This is a genomic window from Roseibium sp. R5 (assembly GCF_055755305.1).
In genome coordinates this window covers 1-22,994 of the sequence record NZ_JBVTQU010000002.1, presented here as the reverse complement: position 1 = coordinate 22,994, position 22,994 = coordinate 1, and the positions used below count along the sequence as shown (strand labels likewise).

The following is a 22,994-nucleotide window of genomic DNA, read 5'->3' as shown; positions in this document are numbered from 1 at the left end:
ACGGCGGCCAAGGGCCGCCGTTTTGAGCTCTCAATGTCGTGAACCATCCGCGCTGTTTATTCTTCGCGCAGGCTCTTCCAAATCGCGTCCGTGATCGGAGAGATCATGTAGTCGACCACCGTACGCTCACCGGAGGTGATCAGCACATCGGCGGGCATACCGGCGCTGAGACGGCCGCGTACATCCTCGGGTAGCGCATCTTTGCTAACCTGAACCCGGGCGAGATAATACGGGGTCTGCCGAGTGTCTTCTGGGGTGATGGTGCCTCTGGAAACGGTCAGCACTTCGCCTTCAATGATCGGCATCAGCCGCGACGGGAAGGAGGTAAACTTTACTTCAGCAGTCAGGCCTTCGGACACACTGTCGATGTCCAGTGGCTGGACGCGCGCGTTGATGATCATCTCATCCGTGTCCGGAACGATCTCAAGCAGCGTTTGGCCGCGCTGGATAACAAACCCGTTCAGTTTGATGTTCTGAGCCACACCGTCGATCGGCGCGCGGATCTTCGTCCGGTCGAGAACGTCTTGAGCGACCTTGCGTTGTTCACGCAGTTCCTGGATTTGGCCGTAGATTTCCTTGTATTCGGTCGAGGCGCGCTCCCGGAATTCCTGACGCGTTTGCAGCATCTGGAACTCGGTTTCGCCGATCGATTTTTCGACCTTGGCAATCTCGGTGTCCATGCTGGCAACGAAGGCTTTCACCTCGATGTATTCGTCCTCATAGGTCGCAAAGAGGTTCTTTTGGATCGAACCACTTTCCAGACCTTCTCTCAGGCGGTCAAGCCGGCCCAGGAGGACTTTAGCACGAGACTCGTATGCTTCTTTTTGTTCGCCAAGTCCAAGTTTTTCGCGTTTCAGCTGTTCGACGCGGTTTGTCAGGATATCCTGCTGGGATTTCAGGATGGAGGTACGGTCGTCAAAAATGCGTTGCTGGTCCGCGATCGCGTCGACGACTTCCGGTGTTTTGTCGGCGAGCAGGGACTCCTTGAACTCAATGTGGTCTTCCAAATTGCGCTCTGCCCTCAGTCGGGCCTCCACCGCTTCACCAATCCGCAGGCGGATCGTTACCACTTGAAGGTCAGCGCGTGCCTCGACGTCGCGCAGTTCGATGAGGACATCGCCCGCCTTGACAACCTGGCCTTCGGCGACGTCCTTTTTCTTGACGATGCCGCCTTCCAAGTGCTGAACTTCGCGGCGGTTCGCTTCGACTTCAACTTCGCCGGATGCGATCACCGCCTTGTCGAGTTTGGCAATCGCGGCCCATGCGCCAACGACACCGAACGTCAGAAGAATCGTCGCGTAGCCGGCAATGATGAAAGGCCGCGGATTGGCACTGGCTTTCCGTTTTTGTTTCATAGTCATCACTCTTTACGCCGGCTTTTGAGCCGGAACCTTGACCTGGCCAACTGGGACGGTTGCCGGCACCGCTGCTGGTTGCGGTGCTGGTGCGTTGGCAGCTGTGGCCGGTTTGAACAGTTCTTGTGGTGTGGTGAAGGCCTGCATCTGACCTTCGCGCATCACCAGAACCCGGTCACATATGGCAAGGAGATTTGTCTTATGTGTGACGAGCACAACGGTGATCTTCTGCTCTTTCATCGCCTTGATGGCTTCCAGAAGCGCGTTTTCACCATCGCTATCCAGGTTTGAGTTCGGCTCATCGAGGATCATGATGCGCGGCATCCCGAACATCGCCCGGGCCAGACCGACGCGCTGGCGCTGACCGCCGGAGAGCTGCTGACCATTGTCTCCGACCTGAGTTTCATACCCGTCCGGCAGGCGCAGAATCATGTCGTGTACACCGGCTAGCTGAGCGGCCTTGACGACATCTTCGGATTCACCACCGGTGAAGCGGGAGATGTTTTCAGCTATCGTTCCGGCAAACAACCGGACCTCTTGCGGGAGGTAGCCAAGATGTTGGCCGAGTTGGTCAGCATTCCAATGGGCAATGTCAGCGCCATCAATACGAACCGTACCGACTGCTGCAGGCCACACTCCAACGAGGTGGCGGATCAGGCTGGACTTACCGGAACCCGATGGTCCAATAATAGCAACAGTTTCTCCAGAGTTGATCTCGAAATTTAGATTCTTTAAAAACGCGGTCCGCGTGCCCGGGAGAACAGAGGATAGGTTCTCAGCGGTGATCACGCCTTTCGGGTCAGGCAACTCGGTGCGCTGCTCATCACCAGGGACAGTGTCAAAAAGGTTTTTCAGCCGTGCATGGGCCTGCCGGGCGGCAACAAATGTCTTCCATTGTTGGACACCCTGCTCAACCGGCTGGAGGGCACGGCCCATCATGATCGATGCGGCAATCATGATACCTGGGGAGATTTCTTGTTTGATCGCGAGATAACCGCCAAGGCCCAGGATGGCGGATTGGATTGTCATCCGGAAGAATTTCTGGAAGGTCAGGATTGCGCCTGCCCTGTCGCTGGCATCTGCCTGAGCTCCAAGCACAGAACCGTGACGGTCACGCCAACGGTCACCAAGCGCTTTCTCCATACCCATGGAGCGGATAACTTCAGCGTTCTGCAGAACAGCCCCTGCAAATTGGTTAGCGCCTTGCGATGCGGTGTTCGCTTCCTTCAATGGCTTTTTGGTTGCAAACTCGTTGATGATTGCAAGCGCAAAAATGACCAGCGCACCGCCTAGGGCGACGAAGCCAAGCCAAGGGTGGAAGATGAAACACACTGCAATGAAAACAGGTGTCCACGGCGCATCGAAGAAAGCCAGAATGCCAGTGCCGGTTAAGAACTCACGTATCTTGTCGCCGTCGGCTAGAATGAATTCGGCGCCAGCTTTCGGGTTGGAGAGGCGCAGCTTGACCGCACGGCTGAACAGCGACTCTGACAGAACGTTGTCAAACTGCTGTCCGGCACGTACCAGCATACGCGAGCGAATGAATTCAAGAACACCGTAATTCAAGAACACCGTAAATGATCAACAAAAACAGGATGATGATCGAAATCATCAGAAGCGTTGTTTCGTTGCGGCTCCCCAAGACCCGGTCATAGATTTGCAACATGTAGATCGGCGAAGCGAACAACAGCATGTTGATGCAAAAGCTGAACAGAAAAGTCGTGAAAATAATGGCTCGAAATTTGCCGTAAGCGGCCTGGAGCGGTGTCTTCGATACCATTTGGGTTCCTAATTTTGCTTCGCTGAAGAAACGTACCATATTCGGCGCCAAATTGCCGAAATCAATTTGCCGACGTTCTTATAAGATTAAATGTGGCAATGCAATGAAAGCACCGGCGTGTTTCGTATGGTCTCAAGAATTAGTATTGGTTGTGACTGTAAAGTGACTGTCGCCGGGTCAATCAACGCGCCAGCTGGCCTGGCACTGTTTGAAAAGCGCCAAAAACCGGGATGTTGCTCCTCTCCTCAGTATGTGAAAAGGGTTAACAGAATAGTTAATGCGCGCAATCGGAAACCCTACAGCTTGAGGTGTTTCACGCTTGCAATCTCTTTGCAGTTTGCTGACAGTCCTTTTGACATGGAATGCGCTTGGGTTTGTAATGCTCGCGTTATTGGGCTGTGACTGTGCCGGGGTTGTCAATTTCCGGGTGATGGAGTCTCAACATGGCAACAAATTATTACTTGAATACGTCAGAAGACACCATCGATGGCGATGAGCTGACGCTCTACAATTTAATTATGGACTACCGGGGGACGCTCGGGCTGAGCACCATTCCCCTCTCAGCCGGGCTGACGGCGACCGCCGGCCGGCACGTGCTGGAACCGTTTACAACACCGGCGCCTATGAGGGGCATTCGTGGAGCGACGCACCCTATAGCAGCTCCGCTTCAAGCACCTACACCAATATGTGGGATGCACCCAGCCGCATAGGAACAAGCTATACGGGCAACGGCTACGAAATCAGCACCGGTTTTTCCGGGTCGTTTGTGACCAACACGATCATGACGGCGGCAAATGCGTTGGCGAATTGGCAGTCATCGCCTGGGCACAACGATGTCATCACCAATCAATCGCCTTGGCTGCAGGATTGGCTCGCGATCGGTATCGGCATGCACAAAGGCATCGCGCATGTCTGGTTCGGTCACGAAACCGATCCGGGCGGAACACCGACGATCGACACGTCTGTCTCAGATTCCGGTTCGGAAACCTTTGTCACGCTGCCTGTCGATACCGCCGATTCGGACGGTAGTCCTTTCCAGATTTACCGGTTTTACAACACGCTGACGGGCTCACACTTCTTCACCACAAGCATTGAAGAGCGCAATTCGGTCATTACAAATATCCCGACGATGACCTATGAGGGCAACAGCTTCGACTCAAACGCCACAGAAGCGGGCGGAGGTGTTGCGGTTCACCGGTTTTACAACTCTGACAACGGGTTTCACTTTTATACCGCCAGCGCCGCAGAAGCGCAGAGCATTCAAAACAGCTTGCCCCAATTCAGTTATGAAGGCATCGCCTATTATGCCAGCGAGACAGCGGATGCCGGTGGGACGGCTCTGTACAGGTTCTTCAACACCCAAAGCGGCTCGCATTTCTATACGACCTCGGCAGAAGAGCGCGACAGTATCATCTCCACGCTTGGCCACTACACCTATGAAGGTGTCGCTTACTACGTCGACTTGGCGTAAGCGGGCACTTTTGGGCCATCGCCCGCCAATGAAACAAAGGTGGCTTGCTCTGCCCTTGCCTGACGAGACCCGCTAAATCCGTTGACCTCCCCCCAGGTTCATCGTATGCGAAGGCCCCAAGAGCCGGTATGGAGCTTGGGGCAACCGTTTTGTGCATATATCGCACATTGGAGACGCGCCTGAGCCTCCCTGTCCCAAGACAATTTAAATATCCCAATTCAGGTGAGCGACTTTTAGATATGAGCGGAAACGTCACACTCATTCATCCACGCCGTTTTGGCGACGACCGTGGCTGGTTTACCGAGAGCTACAACAAGCAAAAGCTGGAGCCGCTCGGGATTACCTGTGACTTCGTTCAGGACAATCACTCGCTTTCCGTGCCCACCGGTACGCTGCGCGGGCTGCATTTCCAGACACCGCCCTTTGCGCAAGACAAGCTGGTCCGCTGCATCCGCGGCAAGATCTTTGATGTGGCCGTCGATATCCGCAAGGGCTCGCCGACCTATGGAAAATGGGTTGGCGTGGAACTTTCTGCGGAAAACGGCGATCAATTGCTTGTTCCGGCTGGATATGCCCACGGCTTCGTGACGCTGGAAGACAACACCGAGGTGACCTATAAGGTCTCCAACTATTATTCGCCGCAAAACGATGCCGGGCTGATGTGGAATGATGCCGATATTGGAATTGATTGGCCGCTCGCTGACGGAGCCGAGCCGATCCTCAGCGGCAAGGACACGCAGCACCCAGGGCTCGCCGACTTCGACTCCCCGTTCGACTATGACGGCACGCCGATGACACTTGTCGAGATCGAGCCATAAGATCATGACCAGGATTTTGATCACGGGCGGAACGGGCCAGGTTGGCGGTTCTCTTGGCAATCTCAACTGGCCGGAAGGCACGGAACTTGTGCTGCCCTCCCGCTCTGAGCTTGATCTCAGCAACGCTGACCAGATTAGCACTTACGTCCGGGACGGCGGGTTCGATGCCATCATCAGCTCCGGCGCCTATACCGCGGTCGACAAGGCCGAAGATGATCTCCTGACAGCATTCAAGGTGAACGGTCTGGCCCCGGCTGCCTTTGCAGAGGCTGCAAAAGAGCTCGACATTCCGCTGGTTCATATCTCCACGGATTATGTCTTTGATGGTGGCAAGACCGGCCGCTACGTCGAGACAGATCCGATTGATCCGCAAGGTGTCTATGGCGCGTCGAAAGCGGCCGGGGAACTGGCGATCCAGTCCTCGGGCTGCCGGCATGTGATCCTGCGCACCGCCTGGGTGTTTTCCGCAATCGGCGCCAACTTCGTCAAGACGATGATCCGCCTGGCCGACCGGCCGCAACTGACCGTCGTGGACGATCAGACCGGCTGCCCGACTGCAGCACCGGACATTGCCCGCGCAGCGCAAGCCATTGTCCTGCGCCAGCTTGGCGACAAGACCACGCCAAGCGGAGTCTACCATTACTGCGGCGATGAGGCTGTGACCTGGTTCGGCTTTGCCTCGGAAATCTTCCGTCTCCTAGAGGCGCGTGGCCTGGCTGTTCCGGCCGTCGCTCCGATTCCGACCAAGGACTATCCGACACCAGCCAAACGCCCGGCGAATTCCGCGCTGGATACGTACAGGCTGACCCAAGATTTTGGTATTGAGCCCTGTCAATGGCGCGCCGCCCTGGCCAGCACCGTTGAGGAACTGATGGGCGACAAGGAAAAAGGTTTATCGTGATGAAGGGTATTATTCTCGCAGGCGGGTCCGGCACCCGGCTTCATCCGGCAACGCTCGCCGTCAACAAGCAGCTGATGACCATTTACGACAAGCCGATGATCTATTATCCGCTGTCGGTTCTGATGCTCGCCAAGATCCGCGAGATCCTGATCATCTCCTCCCCGGACTTCATCGACAGCTACAAGCGGCTCTTCGGCGATGGCAGCCAGTTGGGCCTCGAGATCTCTTACAAGATCCAGCCGAGCCCGGATGGCCTCGCTCAGGCCTTCACCCTTGGCGAAGAGTTCATCGGCGATGATGATGTGGCACTGATCCTCGGCGATAACATCTATTATGGCGCCGGCCTGACCACTTTGCTGGATCGCGCGACCAGCCGCACCGAAGGTGCCACAGTCTTTGCCTATGAGGTCGACGATCCGGAGCGCTACGGTGTGGCGGAACTTGATTCAGAAGGCCGGGCGATCTCGCTGGAGGAAAAGCCGGCCAAACCAAAGTCGCGCCTCGCGGTGACGGGTCTTTATTTCTACGACAACAAGGTCGTGCACTACGCCAAGAACCTCAAACCGTCGGCACGCGGTGAATATGAGATCACAGATCTCAACCGGATTTACATGGAAGCGGGCAACCTCTTCGTGGAGCGCATGTCCCGCGGCTACGCCTGGCTCGACACCGGCACCCATGACAGCCTTCTGGAAGCGGGCGAGTTCGTGCGCACCATCCAGCACCGTCAGGGCATGAACGTCGCCTGTATCGAAGAGATCTCCTATCTCAACGGCTGGATGTCGAAGGATGATCTTCTGAAGTTCGCTGAGATGTTCAAAAAGACCGCCTACGGCAAGTATCTGAAGAAGGTCGCCGACGACGAACACCACGCCCACTGAGGGCAAGACGTAAGTTTAAGGTATTGGGTTCAAAACAATGACGCGTGTAATTGTCACCGGCGGTGCCGGCTTTATCGGATCTGCAGTGGTCCGCCATCTTGTCCGCAATGTCGGGGCCGAGGTTCTGACCATCGACAAGCTGACCTATGCCGGCAATCTGGATTCCCTGCGTGAGGTCGACAATGCGCCGAACCACAAGTTCCTGAAGGAAGACATCTGCGCCGGGCCGGAGATGATCCAGGCGGTGGCAGAATTCCAGCCGGACTACATCATGCATCTGGCGGCCGAAAGCCATGTGGATCGCTCGATCACCGGGGCGGCGGAGTTCGTTCAAACCAACGTGGTCGGCACCATGGCGATGTTGGAAGCCGCGCGCGCCTACTGGAACAGCCTGGAAGGCGAAAAGAAAGACACCTTCCGCTTCCTGCATGTTTCCACCGATGAAGTCTACGGATCGCTCGGCGACGATGGCCTCTTCAAGGAAACGACGCCTTACGATCCATCCTCGCCCTACTCCGCATCCAAGGCTGCGAGTGATCATCTGGCGATCGCCTGGCACCGGACCTATGGCCTGCCGGTGGTGCTGTCCAACTGCTCCAACAACTACGGCCCGTATCACTTCCCGGAAAAGCTCATCCCGCTGATGATCCTGAACGCGCTCGACGGCCAGCCGCTGCCGATCTACGGCACGGGCATGAATGTGCGCGACTGGCTCTATGTCGATGATCACGCAAAGGCGCTGTACACGATCGTCTCAAAGGGCCGTCTTGGCGAGAAATACAATGTCGGCGGGCGCAACGAGCGCACCAATCTCGAAGTGGTCAAGACGATCTGTGCGATCCTCGACAAGCACAGCCCGAAGACCGCGCCGCACGACCGTCTGATCACCTATGTGGAAGACCGGCCGGGCCACGACGCGCGCTATGCGATCGATGCGACCAAGCTGGAGACCGAACTCGGCTGGCGCGCGGAAGAAAACTTCGACACCGGCATCGAGAAGACCATCAAGTGGTATCTGGAAAACAACTGGTGGTGGGGCCCGCTCCGCAACAAGGTGTACTCCGGAACACGCCTTGGTCTGGTGAAGTAAGCAGGAGTACGAGCGCCTTTTGGGCGCTCTATGCTTCGCGCTTCATCCTCTGTGTCAAAACCGGGTGATGTTTAAGAGCAAGCGCCGGTTTTTCGACGTAGTTCCACATAAAGTAAGCCAGCACCAGCGAGGGTGGGATCGCGAACAATCCGAAGACATAGGGATTAAAGCCCGTCCCGAAGATCGTCAGGATCGACTGTTGCACTGGCCAGCCGACAATATACGTCCCGTAAGAGAGGTCTCCCAGCTTCTCATATGTCTTGATGTGCAGTTTCGGCAGGCAGCCGACATACATGACGAGATAGCTGTAGAAGACGGCGAACACCACATCCCGCACAAAAAGGTAAGTCGTCGGCAGCAGCGCCAGGACGACAACAAGACCGGCTGCGATCCAGCCACTGTGCGGGATTGAGTGCCTGTAGATCCAGATGGATGCGCCGAGCGAGAAAAAGCAAGCCAACCGCAGCGTTGTGTAGTGTTGCAGGGTCCATAGGCTCGCACCGCACTGGTTGGCGAATGAGCACCCTGACAGTCCCATGACGTACAATCCGGTGAGACAGCTGACTGGGACAAGCCAGAAATACTTCCTGCCCTTCAGGCCGAAAAAAAACGCGATCGGCAAACAGATATAAAAGAAGCTTTCGATTGGCAGCGTCCAAAGCGGATTGTTTACGATCTGCGCAAACGGCACATCCATAAAAATCGTTTCCAGACGGAACTGCATGTTGAAGACCGTCAGGTTCTTCAGCTGTGACCATGTGGACGCATTCGAAAAGTAGTCTGAGAGGGAAACGGTCGTGAAGATCGGGCCGAGCACAAACATCTGAGCCAGGGTCACGGCGGCAAGGGCGGGCAGGATCCTCAAGAACCGCGACCAGGCATAAGATATGATGGTTGCCCGCTCCAAAGACCGGCAGATCAGAAAACCGCTGATGACAATGAACGCGTTTACGGCAAAGCCGCCACCGGTCTCGTAATGATTTGTGAGTTCGGCAATTGGCTCGTAAGTCAGAGCCAGCAATGGAAATGCGTGGCTGAAAATCACCAGGCAGGCAGCGACAATACGGATAAGATCAAAATTGTTGCTTCGCGGATCGAAGGCCTCAGAGAACTTATGATCTAAAAGTGCAATCATCTCGGCGGGCGACTTTGCGAAAGTTTCAAATGCTTTGATGGTGTTCCAACAACCCTTCCAGATTTTTGCTCGCCCGTCTACTGGACTTGAGCGAAGCCCGCGCACATTGCGGTGCGCCCGCCCTCTTTTGCCTCACACTGATCACAAACATTGAGTCCCAATCCGAGCCCTGCTATATCGCCGTCGAAACAAACCCTTGGCGTTTTAGCTATCTGGGGCCGGAACACCGGACGCTATGGCTGGACAGTGTTTTGGAACGTCACAAAGGACAAGACGCGGCTTTCACGGCAAAAGCAGCTGCACCGTCACTGTGTGCGGCAGGTGCAAGGCTGACCAAACGAGTTGAGGCCGGGCGTCGGCACATTTAAGGCAAATGGAATATGCACTCCATCCTATCGAGCTTTATCGATAATCGGAAACTGATATGGCGCCTGGTCAAGCGGGATCTGCAGGCCCGCTACCGGGGCTCCATGCTCGGCATGGCGTGGACCGTATTGACGCCGCTGTTTTTGCTGCTCGTGTTCACATTCGTCTTCAGTGTGGTCTTTCAAAGCCGCTGGAATGTGGAAGTCACTGGAAAGGGCCAGTTTGCCCTGATCCTCTTTTGCGGGCTGATCATCTATCAGATGTTTGCCGACTGTGCGAACCGCGCGCCAACCCTGCTTTTGGAGAATGTCGCCTACATCAAGAAGGTCGTCTTCCCGCTCGACACACTCGCCTGGGTGTCGGTTGGCGGGGCGCTGGTCAACTTTCTGATCAGCTATGTATTGCTGCTGATCGGTCAGCTTGTCCTGATTGGAACGCTACACTGGACGATGATCTTCCTGCCGCTGGTGCTGCTTCCGCTCATGCTCTTTGTGGTTGGCTCGGTCTGGCTGCTGTCGTCCGTTGGAATGTACATCCGGGATCTGAAGCAGCTTGTCGGTGTTGTTGTGACGATGCTCATGTTTTTGAGCCCGATCTTTTACCCGATCCAGGCGATCCCGGAAGGTTTCCGGATCTTCATCTACCTCAACCCCCTCGCCTTCATGATGGAACAGCTGCGCGCCATCACGCTCTTCGGAAATGTTCCCAATATCCTGGGCCTTGCCCTGATCACGGGCCTGATGTTGGCGTTCTTCCTGTTCAGCGGCTGGTGGTTCAACAAAGTGAAGAAGGGCTTTGCAGATGTCGTCTGATGAGGTGATGCTGGAAATCTCCAACCTGGCCAAGTTCTACACGATCTATGAACGGCCGGAAGATCGATTGAAGCAGATGCTGTGGCGCGGCCGGAAAAAGTACTTCCGCGAGTTCTGGGCCCTGAGTGACGTCTCGTTCAAGGTCAGCAAGGGCGAAACGCTCGGCTTGCTCGGACGCAATGGCGCGGGCAAGTCCACGCTTCTGCAAATTGTGACCGGCACGCTGGAAGCGAGCGCCGGAACCGTGAAACGCCACGGCCGCATTGCAGCGCTGCTGGAGCTGGGCGCCGGGTTCAATCCGGAGTTCACGGGCAGTGAAAACGTCTACCTTGCCGCCTCGATCCTTGGGTTGACCGAGGAAGAAATCAAAGACCGGTATGAGGACATCATCAATTTCGCCGGTATCGGCGATTTCATCGATCAGCCGGTCAAGCTCTACTCCTCCGGCATGTATGCCCGCCTTGCGTTCGCGGTTGCTGCCCACGTGGATGCCGACATTCTGATCATCGACGAGATCCTGTCCGTCGGCGATGCGGCCTTTACCCAAAAATGCATGCGCTTCATCAACCGCTTCAAGGAACACGGTACGATCCTGTTCGTGACGCACGATATTGCCGCGGCCACGAAGCTCTGTGACCGGGCAGTGTGGCTGGAGGGCGGACGTGTCAAGGAGATCGGACCGGCCAAGGATGTCTGCCGCCATTACATGGCGGGGATCAATTCCGCCAACGACGAGCAGGGCACGTTCCAGATCAGTAGCCGGTCCGGCGAAGCGGAAAAGGAAGAGCCGGAGGAGATCAAGCCGCAGGTCGTGGTGGATCCTCGGGACGAACTCTTGCGCAACTCTGAATATGCCAACCAGATCAAGGTCTTCGATTTTGATCCCGGCGCGGAATGGTCCGGGCACAAGGGCGCTGAAATTGTCGATGTCTGTGTCGTTGACCAGGAAGGCACGCGCAAGACCGTCGTCTATGGCGGAGAGGTCGTAACGCTGCGCGTGACAGCCAAGGCGATCAACGAGATCGGCATGCCGATCATCGGCTTCTACATCAAGGACCGGTTGGGCCAGAACCTTTTTGGCGATAACACCTTCCTGACCCTGAAGGATCAGGATGCCACGATCAAACCGGGCAAGGACATGGTGGCGAATTTTACCTTCCAGCTGCCATATCTGCACGCAGGTGACTTCTCGGTCACGGTTGCGATTGCGGAAGGCACGGAAGCCGATCACATCCAGCACCACTGGATTGATGACGCAATGTTCCTGAGCGTACCGACCAGCCACTTCTCGCATGGCCTGATGGGCGTTCCGATGCTGGACATCAAGGTCGAGACTAATCGTTGACCGGCCTAGCCGGTAAAACATAAAACTGCGGGACCAGCTTCGGCCATCTCAATACAGGATGGGTCTGCGAGGTTCTTTTAAGAGGTGTAGGTTGGCTAGAATCCAAGACGCTGAAGCGCTCAAGTGGGGCAAGGGAAATTTCGATCTTGATCGCGAAACCCTCAACCACCTGGTGTCGAGAGACGCTGACGCGGGCCTCTCCTTCGACATCTTTCTGGATCTGAAGGCGTATCAGAGCGCGCCGGAAATGCTGGTGGAGGTGTTTGACCGCCTTCTCAGTCAGCCGTTTCAGGACTGGAATATGGTTCTTCTGCGTGGAGACGCATGCGGTGAAAAAGTCTCCGAAATTGCCGATTTCTATGAGGTACAGGACGACCGGATCACAGCGCTTGATCTCGGAAACCATGGCATTTGGTCGCTCGCGCTGGCCGAAATGTTCCACGGCAGTGACGCTGACTTCTGCGTCTTGATCGGCAAACCGGTGTATCCGTCCAAGGGATTTCTGCAGGCCATCGTTCAGGAGCACCGGCACTACCGGAAATCGATGCTTTACTACTGTGATGCCGTGGAGGTGGACGACGCGCTGAACATCGAAGCGCTTCTCCTGAACAAGCCTTGGGATCAAACACTGTTGCAGCAGCGCGATGCCACTGGAGGCATTGTTGTCGTTGACCGGGACATTCTGGCACGCGTTCAGCCGGACGGCCGTCAGGGCGATCGTTGGTATCACGATCTTCTGGTCCAGTTGTCGCGTGTCATCCCCGCTCCTCAGGTGACCCACCTGCCCTATCCGCTGGTCGCGGTGAAAGGCAGCGAGGCCGTAAACCAGGAGAGCGGAGCACTGCCAGCTGTCTCTGCCCATCCCATGGTTTCCGTCATCATTCCAACGCGCGATGGTTTGGCGCTTATGCAGAAGGTCTTTGAAGGCCTGGAGCAGGTAACGAACTATCCGAATTTGGAAATCATCGTCATCGACAATGGCAGCGAAAAGCCGGAAACGCTTGAATTCTTCGCTGAAAAGGCAAAGCAGGCGCATGTCCGTATCTTGCGCATTGATGCGCCGTTCAACTTCTCAAGCCTGAACAATCAGGCGGCTGAAGCTGCAAACGGTGAGCTGTTGATGTTCCTGAACAACGACATTGAGATGACCGATCCGGAATGGCTCGGGCATATGGTAACGGCGTTGCAATCAACAGATGCCGGGGCCGTTGGGGCGCTGCTTTATTATCCGGATGGCCGGATCCAGCATGCCGGTGCGGTGATCGGCGCCGAAGCTGGGATTGCAACCCACCTTGGTTTGAAAGAACGGCCTGCGTGGATGCAGGCATCCGGCATGGGCACCGAAGCCCAGGAACTCTCTGCCGTGACGGCGGCGTGCATGCTCACCCGGCGCGATCTGTTCCTCTCCATGAAGGGGTTTGATCCGGCCTTGCAGGTTGCCTACAACGACGTCGACTATTGTCTGCGCTTGCGGGAGCTTGGCCGCAAGGTTCTCATAGAGCCGAAGGCGACCCTCATTCACCATGAATCTGCCACCCGGACCGATGACCTGAACCCGGAAAACCGGGAACGGGCGCTGGCGGAAGTTGCCAGAATGCAGACACGCTGGTTCAACTCCTTGCGCCGCGACCCGCAGTTCCATCCGTGTTTGTCGATGGCCGCCCCTGGTTTTACGGCGCGTGAAGACCTGAGATACCGCCCGTATTGGCATGTTGATCGGGTTCCGGACATGCTATAGACCGCCGTCCGCTCGTCCCAACTCTCTTAATCCCTCCCCAGACCGAGTTCCCAATGTCCGCTGATCAGTTCCTGTCTTTTGAGATTACGGCGCCGCTTTTTGTAAAGCCGAAACATCTGACGCAAACAACGGCGTGGCATGGTCACCTCCCGTTTGCGCGCTGGATTGTTGCCGCGGCCAAGCCGGAGGTGCTTGTTGAGCTGGGTGTTCATGAAGGGGCGTCTTACTGCACCTTCTGCGAAAGCGTGGAACGCTTTGGGACCAACACGAAATGCTACGGCGTTGATGCCTGGGAGGGGGATCACCAGGCGGGATTTTATGGAGATCAGGTTCTAAAGGCACTGTCTGCCTATCACGACCCGCTTTACAGCTCTTTTTCCACGCTGGTGCAGAAGTGGTTTGCCGATGCTGCCCAGGATTTCGACGACGGCTCCATTGATCTTCTGCATATAGATGGCCTGCACACCTACGATGCGGTGAAAGCGGATTTTGAAGCCTATTTGCCGAAAATGAGCAAATCGGGCGTGATCCTGTTTCACGACACGGTGGTGCGCCACGGCGACTTCGGCGTCTGGGCACTGTGGGGAGAACTAACCAAGAAGTACCCGCACTTTGAATTCACCCACAGCAACGGTCTCGGTGTTCTGTGTGTGGGTGAGACCCCGCCCCCTGCTCTGGCCTGGCTCTGCGGCCTGAAAGACCCCTTGCGCGGCGAAGTGCACGACTTCTTCGCCAATATCGGCAACCGGCTAATCTGGGAAACGGAAGAAAGCCGCATCCGCGATCGTCTGACCGTGATGGAAACATCAGTCAACGACCAGCAGACTAAAATGCGCTGGGAAAACGAGTTTTTTAACTCGCTCGTTCAAAGCCGGATGGATCAAGTCAAAGCCCTGCAGGAGGAAAACCGCCGCCTGTTTGGTGATTACAAGGTTCTGGAAGCCAAAGCTGCCGAGATCTATGTCGAGCTCGACCGGGCCAAGCAGACAGAAGCCGATTTGGCTCAGGCCAAGGCCGATATGGTCGCCTTGAGAAACTCAACAAGTTGGCGGGTTACTCGCCCCTTGCGTTACATAAAAACCAGAAATCTAGGCGTCCTCAAAACAGGACTAAAGCCGGTCGTGAAATTTGGTTGGCGCGTAGCAAGGAAGGTTCTACCCTTCGTGCCTGGTGGTCAAAAAGTGGTCGACAAGATCACGGCATCGCGGATCGAAAAGTTTGAACAGCTGGAACGCCAAAAATTCCAGGACGAGCATATTCCGCGTTACTTCATTGGCCAAGATCTGACGAACATTGATCCTGCCGAGGTGACACCCTTGGTCACACGCGCACTGTCTGGAGCTCCAGCTACGACGCAGAATGTTGCGCCAATCATAACAGAAGTCGCTGCTCTTAGCGGTCATGGAACTAAGGATCTTTTCCGAAGCTTCCAAAAAGATCGTTTGAACGAGTTCCTTGAAAGTGACGATTTGGTCAGACTGCCGAATGCCTTTTCACCGAAGGTGTCGATCATTCTGGTCCTTTACAACAATGCCGAGCTCACCCTGCCGTGCCTGAAGTCTCTCCAATCGGAGCGCGACGTCACGCTTGAAGTGATCATCATCGACAACGCCTCCTCGGACCGCACGCAGGAGCTGCTTGACAAGGTCAAGGGCGCAACGATTGTCAAGAATGAAGACAACGTCGGGTTCCTTCTTGCAGTGAACCAGGCCGCCGAGTTGGCGCGCGGTGAGCACATTCTTCTCTTTAACAACGATGCCACGATGCGGCCCGGAACTCTTGAGGCGGCGATCAAACGCCTGGACTCGGACCCGGGCATTGGCGCTGTCGGTGGCCGGATCATGCTGCTGGATGGCCGCCTGCAAGAGGCGGGAAGCATCGTCTGGAACGACGGTACCTGCCTCGGCTATGCACGCGGCGATGAAGAAGATGCGCCACACGTCATGTTTGTCCGGGACGTCGACTACTGTTCCGGCGCGTTCCTGCTGACACCGAAAAAGGTCTGGGACGAGCTCGGCGGGTTCGACACGATCTATGCGCCGGCCTATTACGAAGAGACCGATTATTGCATGCGCTTGTGGGAGAAGGGCTACCGGGTTGTTTATGACCCTAAAGCCATCATCGATCACTTCGAGTTCGGCAGTGCGGCCAAGAGTGACTGGGCGATCGCGCAGCAGCAAAAAAATCATGCAGTCTTCAAAGAGCGGCACAAAGATTTGCTAACGGGGCAATATGCGCCGTCGGAAGACAACATCGCCAAGGCGCGAAGCCGCAGCCGGAAAGACGCGCTCTCCGTCCTAATGGTCGATGATCGCGTTCCATACCGGCATATGGGAAGCGGTTATCCGCGGGCTGCGGATATAGTGGAGGCGATTATTGCAATGGGTCACAATCTGACCCACTACCCGCTCCAATTCCCATACGATGCCTGGGATAGCATCTACGCATCGCTTCCAGACAACGTGGAAATCGCACGCGGATTTGGCGTCACCGGGTTTGAGGAGTATCTGGTCCAGAACGCTGCGCGTTATGATGCTTTGATCATCAGCCGGCCGCACAACATGGCGATTTTCAAGAAGATTTTCTACAAGCACCCGGACGCGTTCAACGGGGTCCGCATCGTCTATGACGCGGAGGCCGTCTTCGCCAATCGCGACATTTCCAAAGCCGAGATGTTGGGCAAGCCAATGTCCATGGACCGGGCGAACGCTCTAGTCAGCGAAGAAATCTCGCTTGCTCAACCGGCAAGCATCATCGCAACGGTCTCCGGCGAAGAAGCCAAGAGTTTCCGGGGCGGCGGTAAGGCTGTGGTCGAGATCCTCGGGCACAAGCTGGAAGCAAAACCGAGCGATGTGCCGTTCTCAGCACGCCGCAATCTTTTGTTCGTCGGTGCCCTTGTTGCCGATGACACGCCGAACGTTGACAGCCTCGTCTGGTTTGCCAATGAGGTTCTACCCAAGGTCAATCTCAGCCTTGAGCAGCCGCTCACCTTGCAGGTGGTCGGCAAGGTGGAATCTGGGACGGTCCAGACGCTCGCCTCCGAGCATATCCATTTGCTCGGACGGGTGGAGAACCTGGATGAGATCTATGATCAGAGCCGGATCTTCATTGCCCCAACGCGCTATGCGGCCGGTATCCCGCACAAGGTTCATGAAGCCGCTGCACACGGCCTGCCTTGTGTCGCCACCGAGCTGATTGCCCGCCAACTGGGCTGGGCTCATGATGAGGCCATTCTCGTTGGCAAGGATGCTATGGAATTCGCCGCCCAGATCGCGCGCCTTTATCAGGATGAAGAGCTCTGGACCAAGATCCGCACCGGCAGCCTCAAAAAACTGTCCGAAGACTGCGCGCCGGATCAGTTCGATGCCACTGTCGCACGGTTGTTGACGGCATAAGGCGACACGCGGGTTCGACTAGTCGGACTTATATGCTGACAATTGCCGCAGGCAGCTTTCATCTCGATCAGGCCGTTTGAAGGCTGAGGTTTGGATTCATGCGTCAGACAACCAGCAAACTGTTGGGTGTTTAAATGCCCATCAGTTTGCTGGCCTAGCGGTTTGCAAGAGTTTGCCGCTTATAGGGCAGCGATGGTCATGCCAAATCTACGTAATAGGCAACGCCTTCGTAGTTGTAGTGACCGAGGGTACCAATGATGTTGTCGCGTTCAGTCACTGACGTCGTGAAAAAGTGGCTGTCGTTCGACGTGTTGTAAAACCGGTACAGAGCCGTTCCGCCACTGTCGCCTGATGAATGCGCGTAGTAGACAATGCCTTCATCATTGAAATGCGGCAGGTTCGCGGAAATGTTGGCGGCTTCTTCTGCGTTGGCGGTATAGAAGTGCGTCCCGGTGGCAGTGTTATAGAATCTATAGACTGCCGATCCGCCATTTGCCGCAGTGGCGTTGGAGTCGAACACATTCCCTTCGTAAGTCATCGTTGGTGTATTTGTGATGATTGAGTCGCGTTCAGTCTGACTTGTCGTGAAGAAGTGGGACCCCGTTAGCGTGTTGTAGAAGCGGTAGACTTCGTACGGGCTGTTGTCTGCGTCTGGCGTATCAACCGGTAGTGTGACATCCGGGATGTCACCGACATGGGGGTTTATCGCCAAGCGATAATCTACCTGCTCAGGATTGTTTCCATTGGCAATAATTTGATCTGTTGTGCCGTCGAATTCGAAGCCCGTAACCTCAAGGATGACTGTTTCTCCCGTCAGGTACCAAATTGCTTCGGAATCTGGAAACTCATCACGGCCCCAGGAAAGCGCTGTCGTATCAATCTGAGGATTTGCCGCCTTGAAGACGTCGAGATTGTTATCAATGAATGCCTCACCGGCAATCTCGTACGGAGAGTTAACATGCTCACCACCGGTCCAGACGCCACTGAGGCGGCCTTCAATCTTGGACACGCCTTGAACAGGTATCACAGTCACGAGGTTCGCATAATCGCCCGTGGAGTTTGCTGTGAAGTTGACCCGGACTGAAGCCAGTTGATAGGGGTCGAAACTATAGTAGTCGTAAATATCGCCGCTGATTGGCGGGTCTATGACGCTGAAAACATGATCGAATGTCCAGATATTGGTTTTCGCGATGACATCCGTGGGTAGATTGCTAGCAAACGCCAGTGTGCCTAAGTCTGTCGCGGTCGCTTCTGTATCGTTCTTGAAGATCTCAACCATTGGCTCCTCCATCATTTTGGAGGATAATATTCACAGTCATGAAATAATGAATATGATTTATCTCAATGGCTTTACGGTTTTTAACCACAGTTAAAAATGCCTAATATCCGACCTCCTGTCGAAGCTCAACCTTGTGACCCGACCACCTGAAAGATATGGCCATGGTCCATCAGCATATCCGCAAGCTTTCCCGCAAAACCGTCTACAAGAACCGGTGGATGCAGGTTCACGAGGACGCGGTGCGGTTTCCGGATGGATCGGAGGGCAACTATGGCGTTGTCGACAAGCCGGATTTCGCGCTGATCATCCCTCGGCATGACGATGGCCGGTTTCAGCTTGTCGAGCAATACCGCTACCCGGTTGGCGGCCGGTATTGGGAGTTTCCGCAAGGATCCTGGGAGAGCGTACAAAGCGCGGATCTTGAACAGGTGGCGCTTGGCGAGCTGGAGGAAGAAACCGGCTTTAAAGCCAAATCCCTGACGAAGCTTGGCCATCTCTTCGAAGCCTATGGCTTTTCCAATCAGGGATTTGATGTTTTTCTCGCCGGAGGGCTGGTGCCGGGACAGGCCAATCGGGAGCAAAGCGAGCAGGATATGGCAACGGCGGCTTTCACCCGGCAAGAGCTTGTGGAGATGATCCGCTCTGGCAAGATCAAGGACGCTCCAACAATCGCCGCGCTTGGTCTTTTGAGCATGTCGGAACAGGCCGAAGCATAAGCATCTCATGGTTTGGGCGTACTCAATAGCTGACCCGATCTGTTTGCCATCGCAGTCGGAGCCTATCGCCCCGCCGTTAACGCTCACCGCTACTAACATCTGCGGGCGATTGCTTGCCCTTCCCTCAACCGGAGCCACACCAAATCCCGAACTTGGCCCCCTGCGTTGCTGCGTCTGGGTTGGCTTGTGCGCGAAAAGGGCGAGAACTGTCCATTCACTGCGATGGCTCCTGCGAGAACCACGAATATTCCGTAACGTAAATGCGTGATCCTGAACACAGAGTAATTCTTGTATTCGTGTATTCTCCTTATGTATTCCAGACACCGGAGGAGAAAATGACAATACAGTTAAATGCAACAGACAAAGACGATTATATTGATGCTACAAGTAAGTTAGATGTTCTTTCGGGAGGTAAAGGAAAGGATGAGTTCTTTTTCAGAACCTCATTTAGTAGGGATAGAGCAACCGATACGCTGAATGATGGTGATCGTATTACCGATTACGAGTTCGGCGAGAAAATGAATATTGACGGCATCGGTCTAGATACCCAGCACGTCAAACTTGAATACGACAAAGAAAAAGACCAAACCTACGTGAAACTCGATCTGGACAAAGACGGCAGCTTTGTTTGGAAAATCGTGCTCGACGGAAAACATCTGGGGCGTTTGCAGGTAGACAAAAATTGCTGCCAAAACCCTGAAACTCAAATATCGATCCTCAAGGGTTCGACATCTGAATCAACAGCTGTCTTCCCGGATCAATCCAGCGCGACGATGGTTGACCTGGAAGATATCAGCTTTCATGAAGGATCCGACGGGATTGACATCATCTTTGCACTTGCGGGCAATGATGTTGTATTTGCTGCAGCCGGTGCCGACACGATCGTCGGTGGCGATGGTGACGACACGTTGAATGGCGGCGACGGGCCGGATCTGATCGGCGGTGGCCGCGGCAACGACACGCTCAATGGAGATGCCGGAGATGACGAGCTTCGAGGCGGTCTCGACAACGACACCCTGAATGGCGGCGCTGACAATGATTATCTCGCCGGCGAAGAAGGGTCCGACACGCTGAATGGTGGAACCGGTAACGATACGCTGCGCGGTGGTGCCGATGCCGACACGCTGACCGGCGGTGAAGGCGACGACATTTTTGTGTTCTTGGACGGCGATATCGCCGCTGGTGAAAAGATCACCGACTATGAATACGGCGAGAAAATCGATATTGGCGGCATCTCGAACGCGAACCAGGTGAAGCTTACTGCGAATGGCACCGGGTCGACCCTTGAGATGGACCTGGACAACGACGGAACGTTCGAAACGCAGCTTGGTCTTGATGGCGTTACCGGCGGCACCATAATCGTTCTGCCGAATGAAGGCGGCCTGCGGATCTTGAACCAGCAAGCTGGAACAGACGGCCACGACAAACTCTATGATACGGGCCTTGCCTCCTATGTGGCCGGCGGCGCGGGCAACGATATCTACTATGCCCAGGGGTCGGTCAATGATGTCTTTGTCGATGATTGCAACGACCTCATTGCTGTCGGCGACTTCGGAGACCGGGATCTCCTGCGGGATGTTGAGTTCGTGAAGTTCGAAGATGGCTTGTTTGCAATTGCGGACTACAGCTGCGATCCGGTCACAGACACGGGTCCCACGGAAATCTTCCGCTTCTTCAACACCGAAACCGGCACGCATTTCTTCACTGCAAGTGCGGAGGAAAAGGACTATGTGATCGCCAACAATGAGATTATGAGCTTTGAAGGCGCTGTGTTTAGCACCAATGCAAATGCCGACACCGGCATCGCCGTTTACCGGTTCTTCAACACAGACTCAGGCACGCATTTCTACACAGCGAGTGCGGATGAGCGGTTGAACCTGATCGAAAACAGCCCGTCGCTCAATTATGAAGGCATTGCTTACTACGCTTATGCGGAAGACAATGGCTCCAACACCGAGCTGTTCCGGTTCTTCAACACGGAAACCGGCGGGCACGTCTATACCGCAAACCCGGAAGAACGCGAGAGTATCAACACCAATCTTCCGCAATTCAACGATGAAGGCGTTGCCTATTACGTCGACTTCGTCTGATAGAATTGATTAGACGGCCATTTCCTTAGCCATTCTGGCCCACGGGCCAGATGGCTGATGACCTTATTATTTATCTATTTCGCTCGGATCACGTCCGATTCAATAATGAAAAGCGCAAAATCTGAATGCAAAAACAGGCACTTCAAAAGCGCCTGTTTCTAAATGCGATAGCGTGTGATTAAAGCTACGCCAAAGTAAACTCACCTGCAGATGTTTCAGTCAAGCTGGTGAGGCCAGTGACACCAGTAAGGACAACGACATGACTGTCTGAGCTTGTGTTATTGTCCACATTCTCACTTGAGTTTTCGAAATACACATACGTGTTTCCGCCATGCTCAAAGAACGCTACTTCGTTGGTGCCGATTTTTCCGGCTCCTTCGTCATCTTCGATCAGAGCCAGTTTTTCCGCCAAGGTGCTGTTTGCCTGGTTTCCATTACTGAAGTCAGTGATCTTGCCGTTTGTCGTTGTGACTGCTGATCCGGCACCACTTTGATTGCCGACAACATCATTGTTTGCATTCGCCTTGATCTTGTCGCTGCCTGCTTCAAAATCAGTCACGGTTGTGGTCGCACGATTACTCAGCAAAACATCAACGCCGTCGGAGATCACAACAAAATTGCTGCCGCCCCCAAGCGTGATCGTATCCTGACCATTTCCGCCGCCGAGCATGTCATTGCCCGACCCACCGGTCATTGTGTTGTTGCCGCTATCGGCGATGACGCTCAAATTTCCTTCGAATGAGCCTGCATTGATGGTTGTCCCATTTCCACCCAAGGTCCCAAGGTCAAGCGCCTGAGTTCCTGAAACTGATATTGTTGCACCGGTAGCAAGAACAATTGATTTTCCATCAGTTCCGGGCTGGTTGTCAGGGCTCGAACCAGCCGAACCACCGAGAATAGAGTTCGCAGAACTCCCGGTGGACGTGATGTTCAGTGTTTCGAAATTTGAAGCGTTGATTGCAGTTGCACCATCACCGCTCCGGCTGGAGCTGAAGCTATTGTCACCCCCGATACCTCCATCGCCCCCTTTGACATTTACACCACCAGCCAAGGTGAGTGACAGCGTGTTAGATGAGGAGTTAGTGAGCGGTGCGAAATCAAACGTCACACCCCCATTACCGCCGTCGCCTTGATTGTTCGTCCCAGGTCCACCGGATGGCCCGGTTGTAGTTGTGAGTTCGAATCTATCGGAAGCTTCAACGCCTGTGACTGTCCAATAGGTAGAGGCGTCGGTGCCACTAGTCGTTATTGGTGTTCCAGTTCCGCCGCCGATCTTAAACGAACTCGAGGTCGCTGTATTCGCTACGAGCGTCTGCGCATCGCCACTTGTCGTGGTTAGGTCAAGCTGCACTTCCACAGGGCCGCCGACGTAGTAGGCAACACCTTCAAAATTATATTGCGGGAGGTTGGCGACGATGCTGTCTTTTTCTGCCTCGTCGACGGTGTAGAAATGTGTGCCGGTTTGCGTGTTGTAGAACCGGTAGAGCGGCATGGTTTCTGTGGCGCTCGTGCTCGACTCATAAGCAACGTAGGACGTGCCCTCAAAGTTGAAGCCTGGAAGACTTTCTACTTGGGTCTTTTCATCTTCACTGGCGGTATAAAAATGCACGCCGGTATTGGTGTTGTAGAACCGGTACACGGGTACGGATCCGGTAGCGCCCTCGACCGCATTGCTGTCGAAAACGTTGCCCTCATAAGAAAACTGAGGAAGCGTGTTCTGGACGGTGTCCCTTTCAGACTCACTTGACGTAAAGAAGTGCGCGCCGGTTTGAGTATTAAAAAAACGATAGATGTCATAAAGACCATCGTCTGAAGTAGCCAT

16 protein-coding genes and 1 pseudogene are annotated in these 22,994 nt (G+C 54.9%); 11 read left to right on the top strand and 6 right to left on the bottom strand.

The window, feature by feature from the left end:
• Window positions 1-56: 56 nt before the first annotated feature.
• Genes AC0J4F_RS24565 through AC0J4F_RS24555 form a run of 3 tightly spaced genes read right to left on the bottom strand, consistent with a single transcriptional unit; the run spans window position 57 to window position 3,135 of the window.
• Window positions 57-1,355 (bottom strand): HlyD family type I secretion periplasmic adaptor subunit, encoded by a 1,299-nt coding sequence (locus tag AC0J4F_RS24565; RefSeq protein ID WP_473026482.1) that lies wholly within the window; start codon window positions 1,353-1,355, stop codon window positions 57-59.
• A 12-nt stretch (window positions 1,356-1,367) separates the two neighbouring features.
• Complete coding sequence (locus tag AC0J4F_RS24560; RefSeq protein WP_473026521.1) at window positions 1,368-2,885, bottom strand: type I secretion system permease/ATPase; 1,518 nt, start codon at window positions 2,883-2,885, stop codon at window positions 1,368-1,370.
• Window positions 2,886-2,901: 16 nt separating this feature from the next.
• Complete coding sequence (locus AC0J4F_RS24555; RefSeq protein ID WP_473026481.1) at window positions 2,902-3,135, bottom strand: hypothetical protein; 234 nt, start codon at window positions 3,133-3,135, stop codon at window positions 2,902-2,904.
• Window positions 3,136-3,820: 685 nt separating this feature from the next.
• Here AC0J4F_RS24555 and AC0J4F_RS24550 point away from each other — a divergent pair.
• The 5 genes from AC0J4F_RS24550 (at window position 3,821) to rfbB (ending at window position 8,296) form a co-directional block, all read left to right on the top strand.
• Window positions 3,821-4,606: a hypothetical protein gene (locus AC0J4F_RS24550; RefSeq protein ID WP_473026480.1), complete on the top strand. Its 786-nt coding sequence runs from the start codon at window positions 3,821-3,823 to the stop codon at window positions 4,604-4,606.
• 239 nt (window positions 4,607-4,845) lie between these two features.
• Complete coding sequence (gene rfbC, locus AC0J4F_RS24545; protein ID WP_133953414.1) at window positions 4,846-5,424, top strand: dTDP-4-dehydrorhamnose 3,5-epimerase; 579 nt, start codon at window positions 4,846-4,848, stop codon at window positions 5,422-5,424.
• A gap of 4 nt (window positions 5,425-5,428) precedes the next feature.
• Window positions 5,429-6,325, top strand: coding sequence for a dTDP-4-dehydrorhamnose reductase (rfbD, locus tag AC0J4F_RS24540; RefSeq protein ID WP_473026479.1), 897 nt, complete (start codon window positions 5,429-5,431; stop codon window positions 6,323-6,325).
• Window positions 6,325-7,206, top strand: coding sequence for a glucose-1-phosphate thymidylyltransferase RfbA (rfbA, locus tag AC0J4F_RS24535; RefSeq protein ID WP_473026520.1), 882 nt, complete (start codon window positions 6,325-6,327; stop codon window positions 7,204-7,206). Before rfbD ends, rfbA begins: the two co-directional genes overlap by 1 nt.
• Window positions 7,207-7,243: 37 nt before the next feature.
• The gene (gene rfbB / locus AC0J4F_RS24530) at window positions 7,244-8,296 is read left to right on the top strand and encodes a dTDP-glucose 4,6-dehydratase (protein WP_473026478.1); all 1,053 of its coding nucleotides are present in this window, start codon (window positions 7,244-7,246) and stop codon (window positions 8,294-8,296) included.
• Window positions 8,297-8,324: 28 nt separating this feature from the next.
• Here the strand turns inward: rfbB and AC0J4F_RS24525 are convergent, their stop codons facing one another.
• Window positions 8,325-9,431 (bottom strand): acyltransferase family protein, encoded by a 1,107-nt coding sequence (locus AC0J4F_RS24525; protein WP_133953408.1) that lies wholly within the window; start codon window positions 9,429-9,431, stop codon window positions 8,325-8,327.
• Between the two features lie 380 nt (window positions 9,432-9,811).
• On the opposite strand from AC0J4F_RS24525, the gene AC0J4F_RS24520 reads away from it, so the two are divergent.
• The 4 genes from AC0J4F_RS24520 (at window position 9,812) to AC0J4F_RS24505 (ending at window position 17,087) form a co-directional block, all read left to right on the top strand.
• Window positions 9,812-10,609, top strand: a complete 798-nt coding sequence (locus AC0J4F_RS24520; protein ID WP_133953406.1) for an ABC transporter permease — start codon at window positions 9,812-9,814, stop codon at window positions 10,607-10,609.
• The gene (locus AC0J4F_RS24515) at window positions 10,599-11,954 is read left to right on the top strand and encodes an ABC transporter ATP-binding protein (RefSeq protein ID WP_286183899.1); all 1,356 of its coding nucleotides are present in this window, start codon (window positions 10,599-10,601) and stop codon (window positions 11,952-11,954) included. The genes AC0J4F_RS24520 and AC0J4F_RS24515 overlap by 11 nt, the downstream gene beginning before the upstream one ends.
• 91 nt (window positions 11,955-12,045) lie before the next feature.
• The gene (locus AC0J4F_RS24510) at window positions 12,046-13,692 is read left to right on the top strand and encodes a glycosyltransferase family 2 protein (RefSeq protein WP_473026477.1); all 1,647 of its coding nucleotides are present in this window, start codon (window positions 12,046-12,048) and stop codon (window positions 13,690-13,692) included.
• Window positions 13,693-13,745: 53 nt separating this feature from the next.
• Complete coding sequence (locus AC0J4F_RS24505; protein WP_473026476.1) at window positions 13,746-17,087, top strand: class I SAM-dependent methyltransferase; 3,342 nt, start codon at window positions 13,746-13,748, stop codon at window positions 17,085-17,087.
• A gap of 196 nt (window positions 17,088-17,283) precedes the next feature.
• Here AC0J4F_RS24505 and AC0J4F_RS24500 read toward each other — a convergent pair whose 3' ends face one another.
• On the bottom strand, window positions 17,284-18,366 hold the full coding sequence (locus AC0J4F_RS24500) for a hypothetical protein (RefSeq protein ID WP_473026475.1): 1,083 nt from the start codon (window positions 18,364-18,366) through the stop codon (window positions 17,284-17,286).
• Between the two features lie 161 nt (window positions 18,367-18,527).
• Here AC0J4F_RS24500 and AC0J4F_RS24495 point away from each other — a divergent pair, with 161 nt between their 5' ends.
• Both AC0J4F_RS24495 and AC0J4F_RS24490 read left to right on the top strand, forming a co-directional pair.
• Complete coding sequence (locus tag AC0J4F_RS24495) at window positions 18,528-19,082, top strand: NUDIX domain-containing protein (RefSeq protein ID WP_473026474.1); 555 nt, start codon at window positions 18,528-18,530, stop codon at window positions 19,080-19,082.
• A gap of 518 nt (window positions 19,083-19,600) precedes the next feature.
• A complete protein-coding gene (locus tag AC0J4F_RS24490; protein ID WP_473026473.1) occupies window positions 19,601-21,172 on the top strand; it encodes a hypothetical protein in 1,572 nt (523 codons plus the stop codon).
• 184 nt (window positions 21,173-21,356) lie between these two features.
• On the opposite strand, the pseudogene AC0J4F_RS24485 reads toward AC0J4F_RS24490, so the two are convergent.
• Window positions 21,357-22,994, bottom strand: a pseudogene (locus AC0J4F_RS24485) (hypothetical protein); the annotation flags it as partial.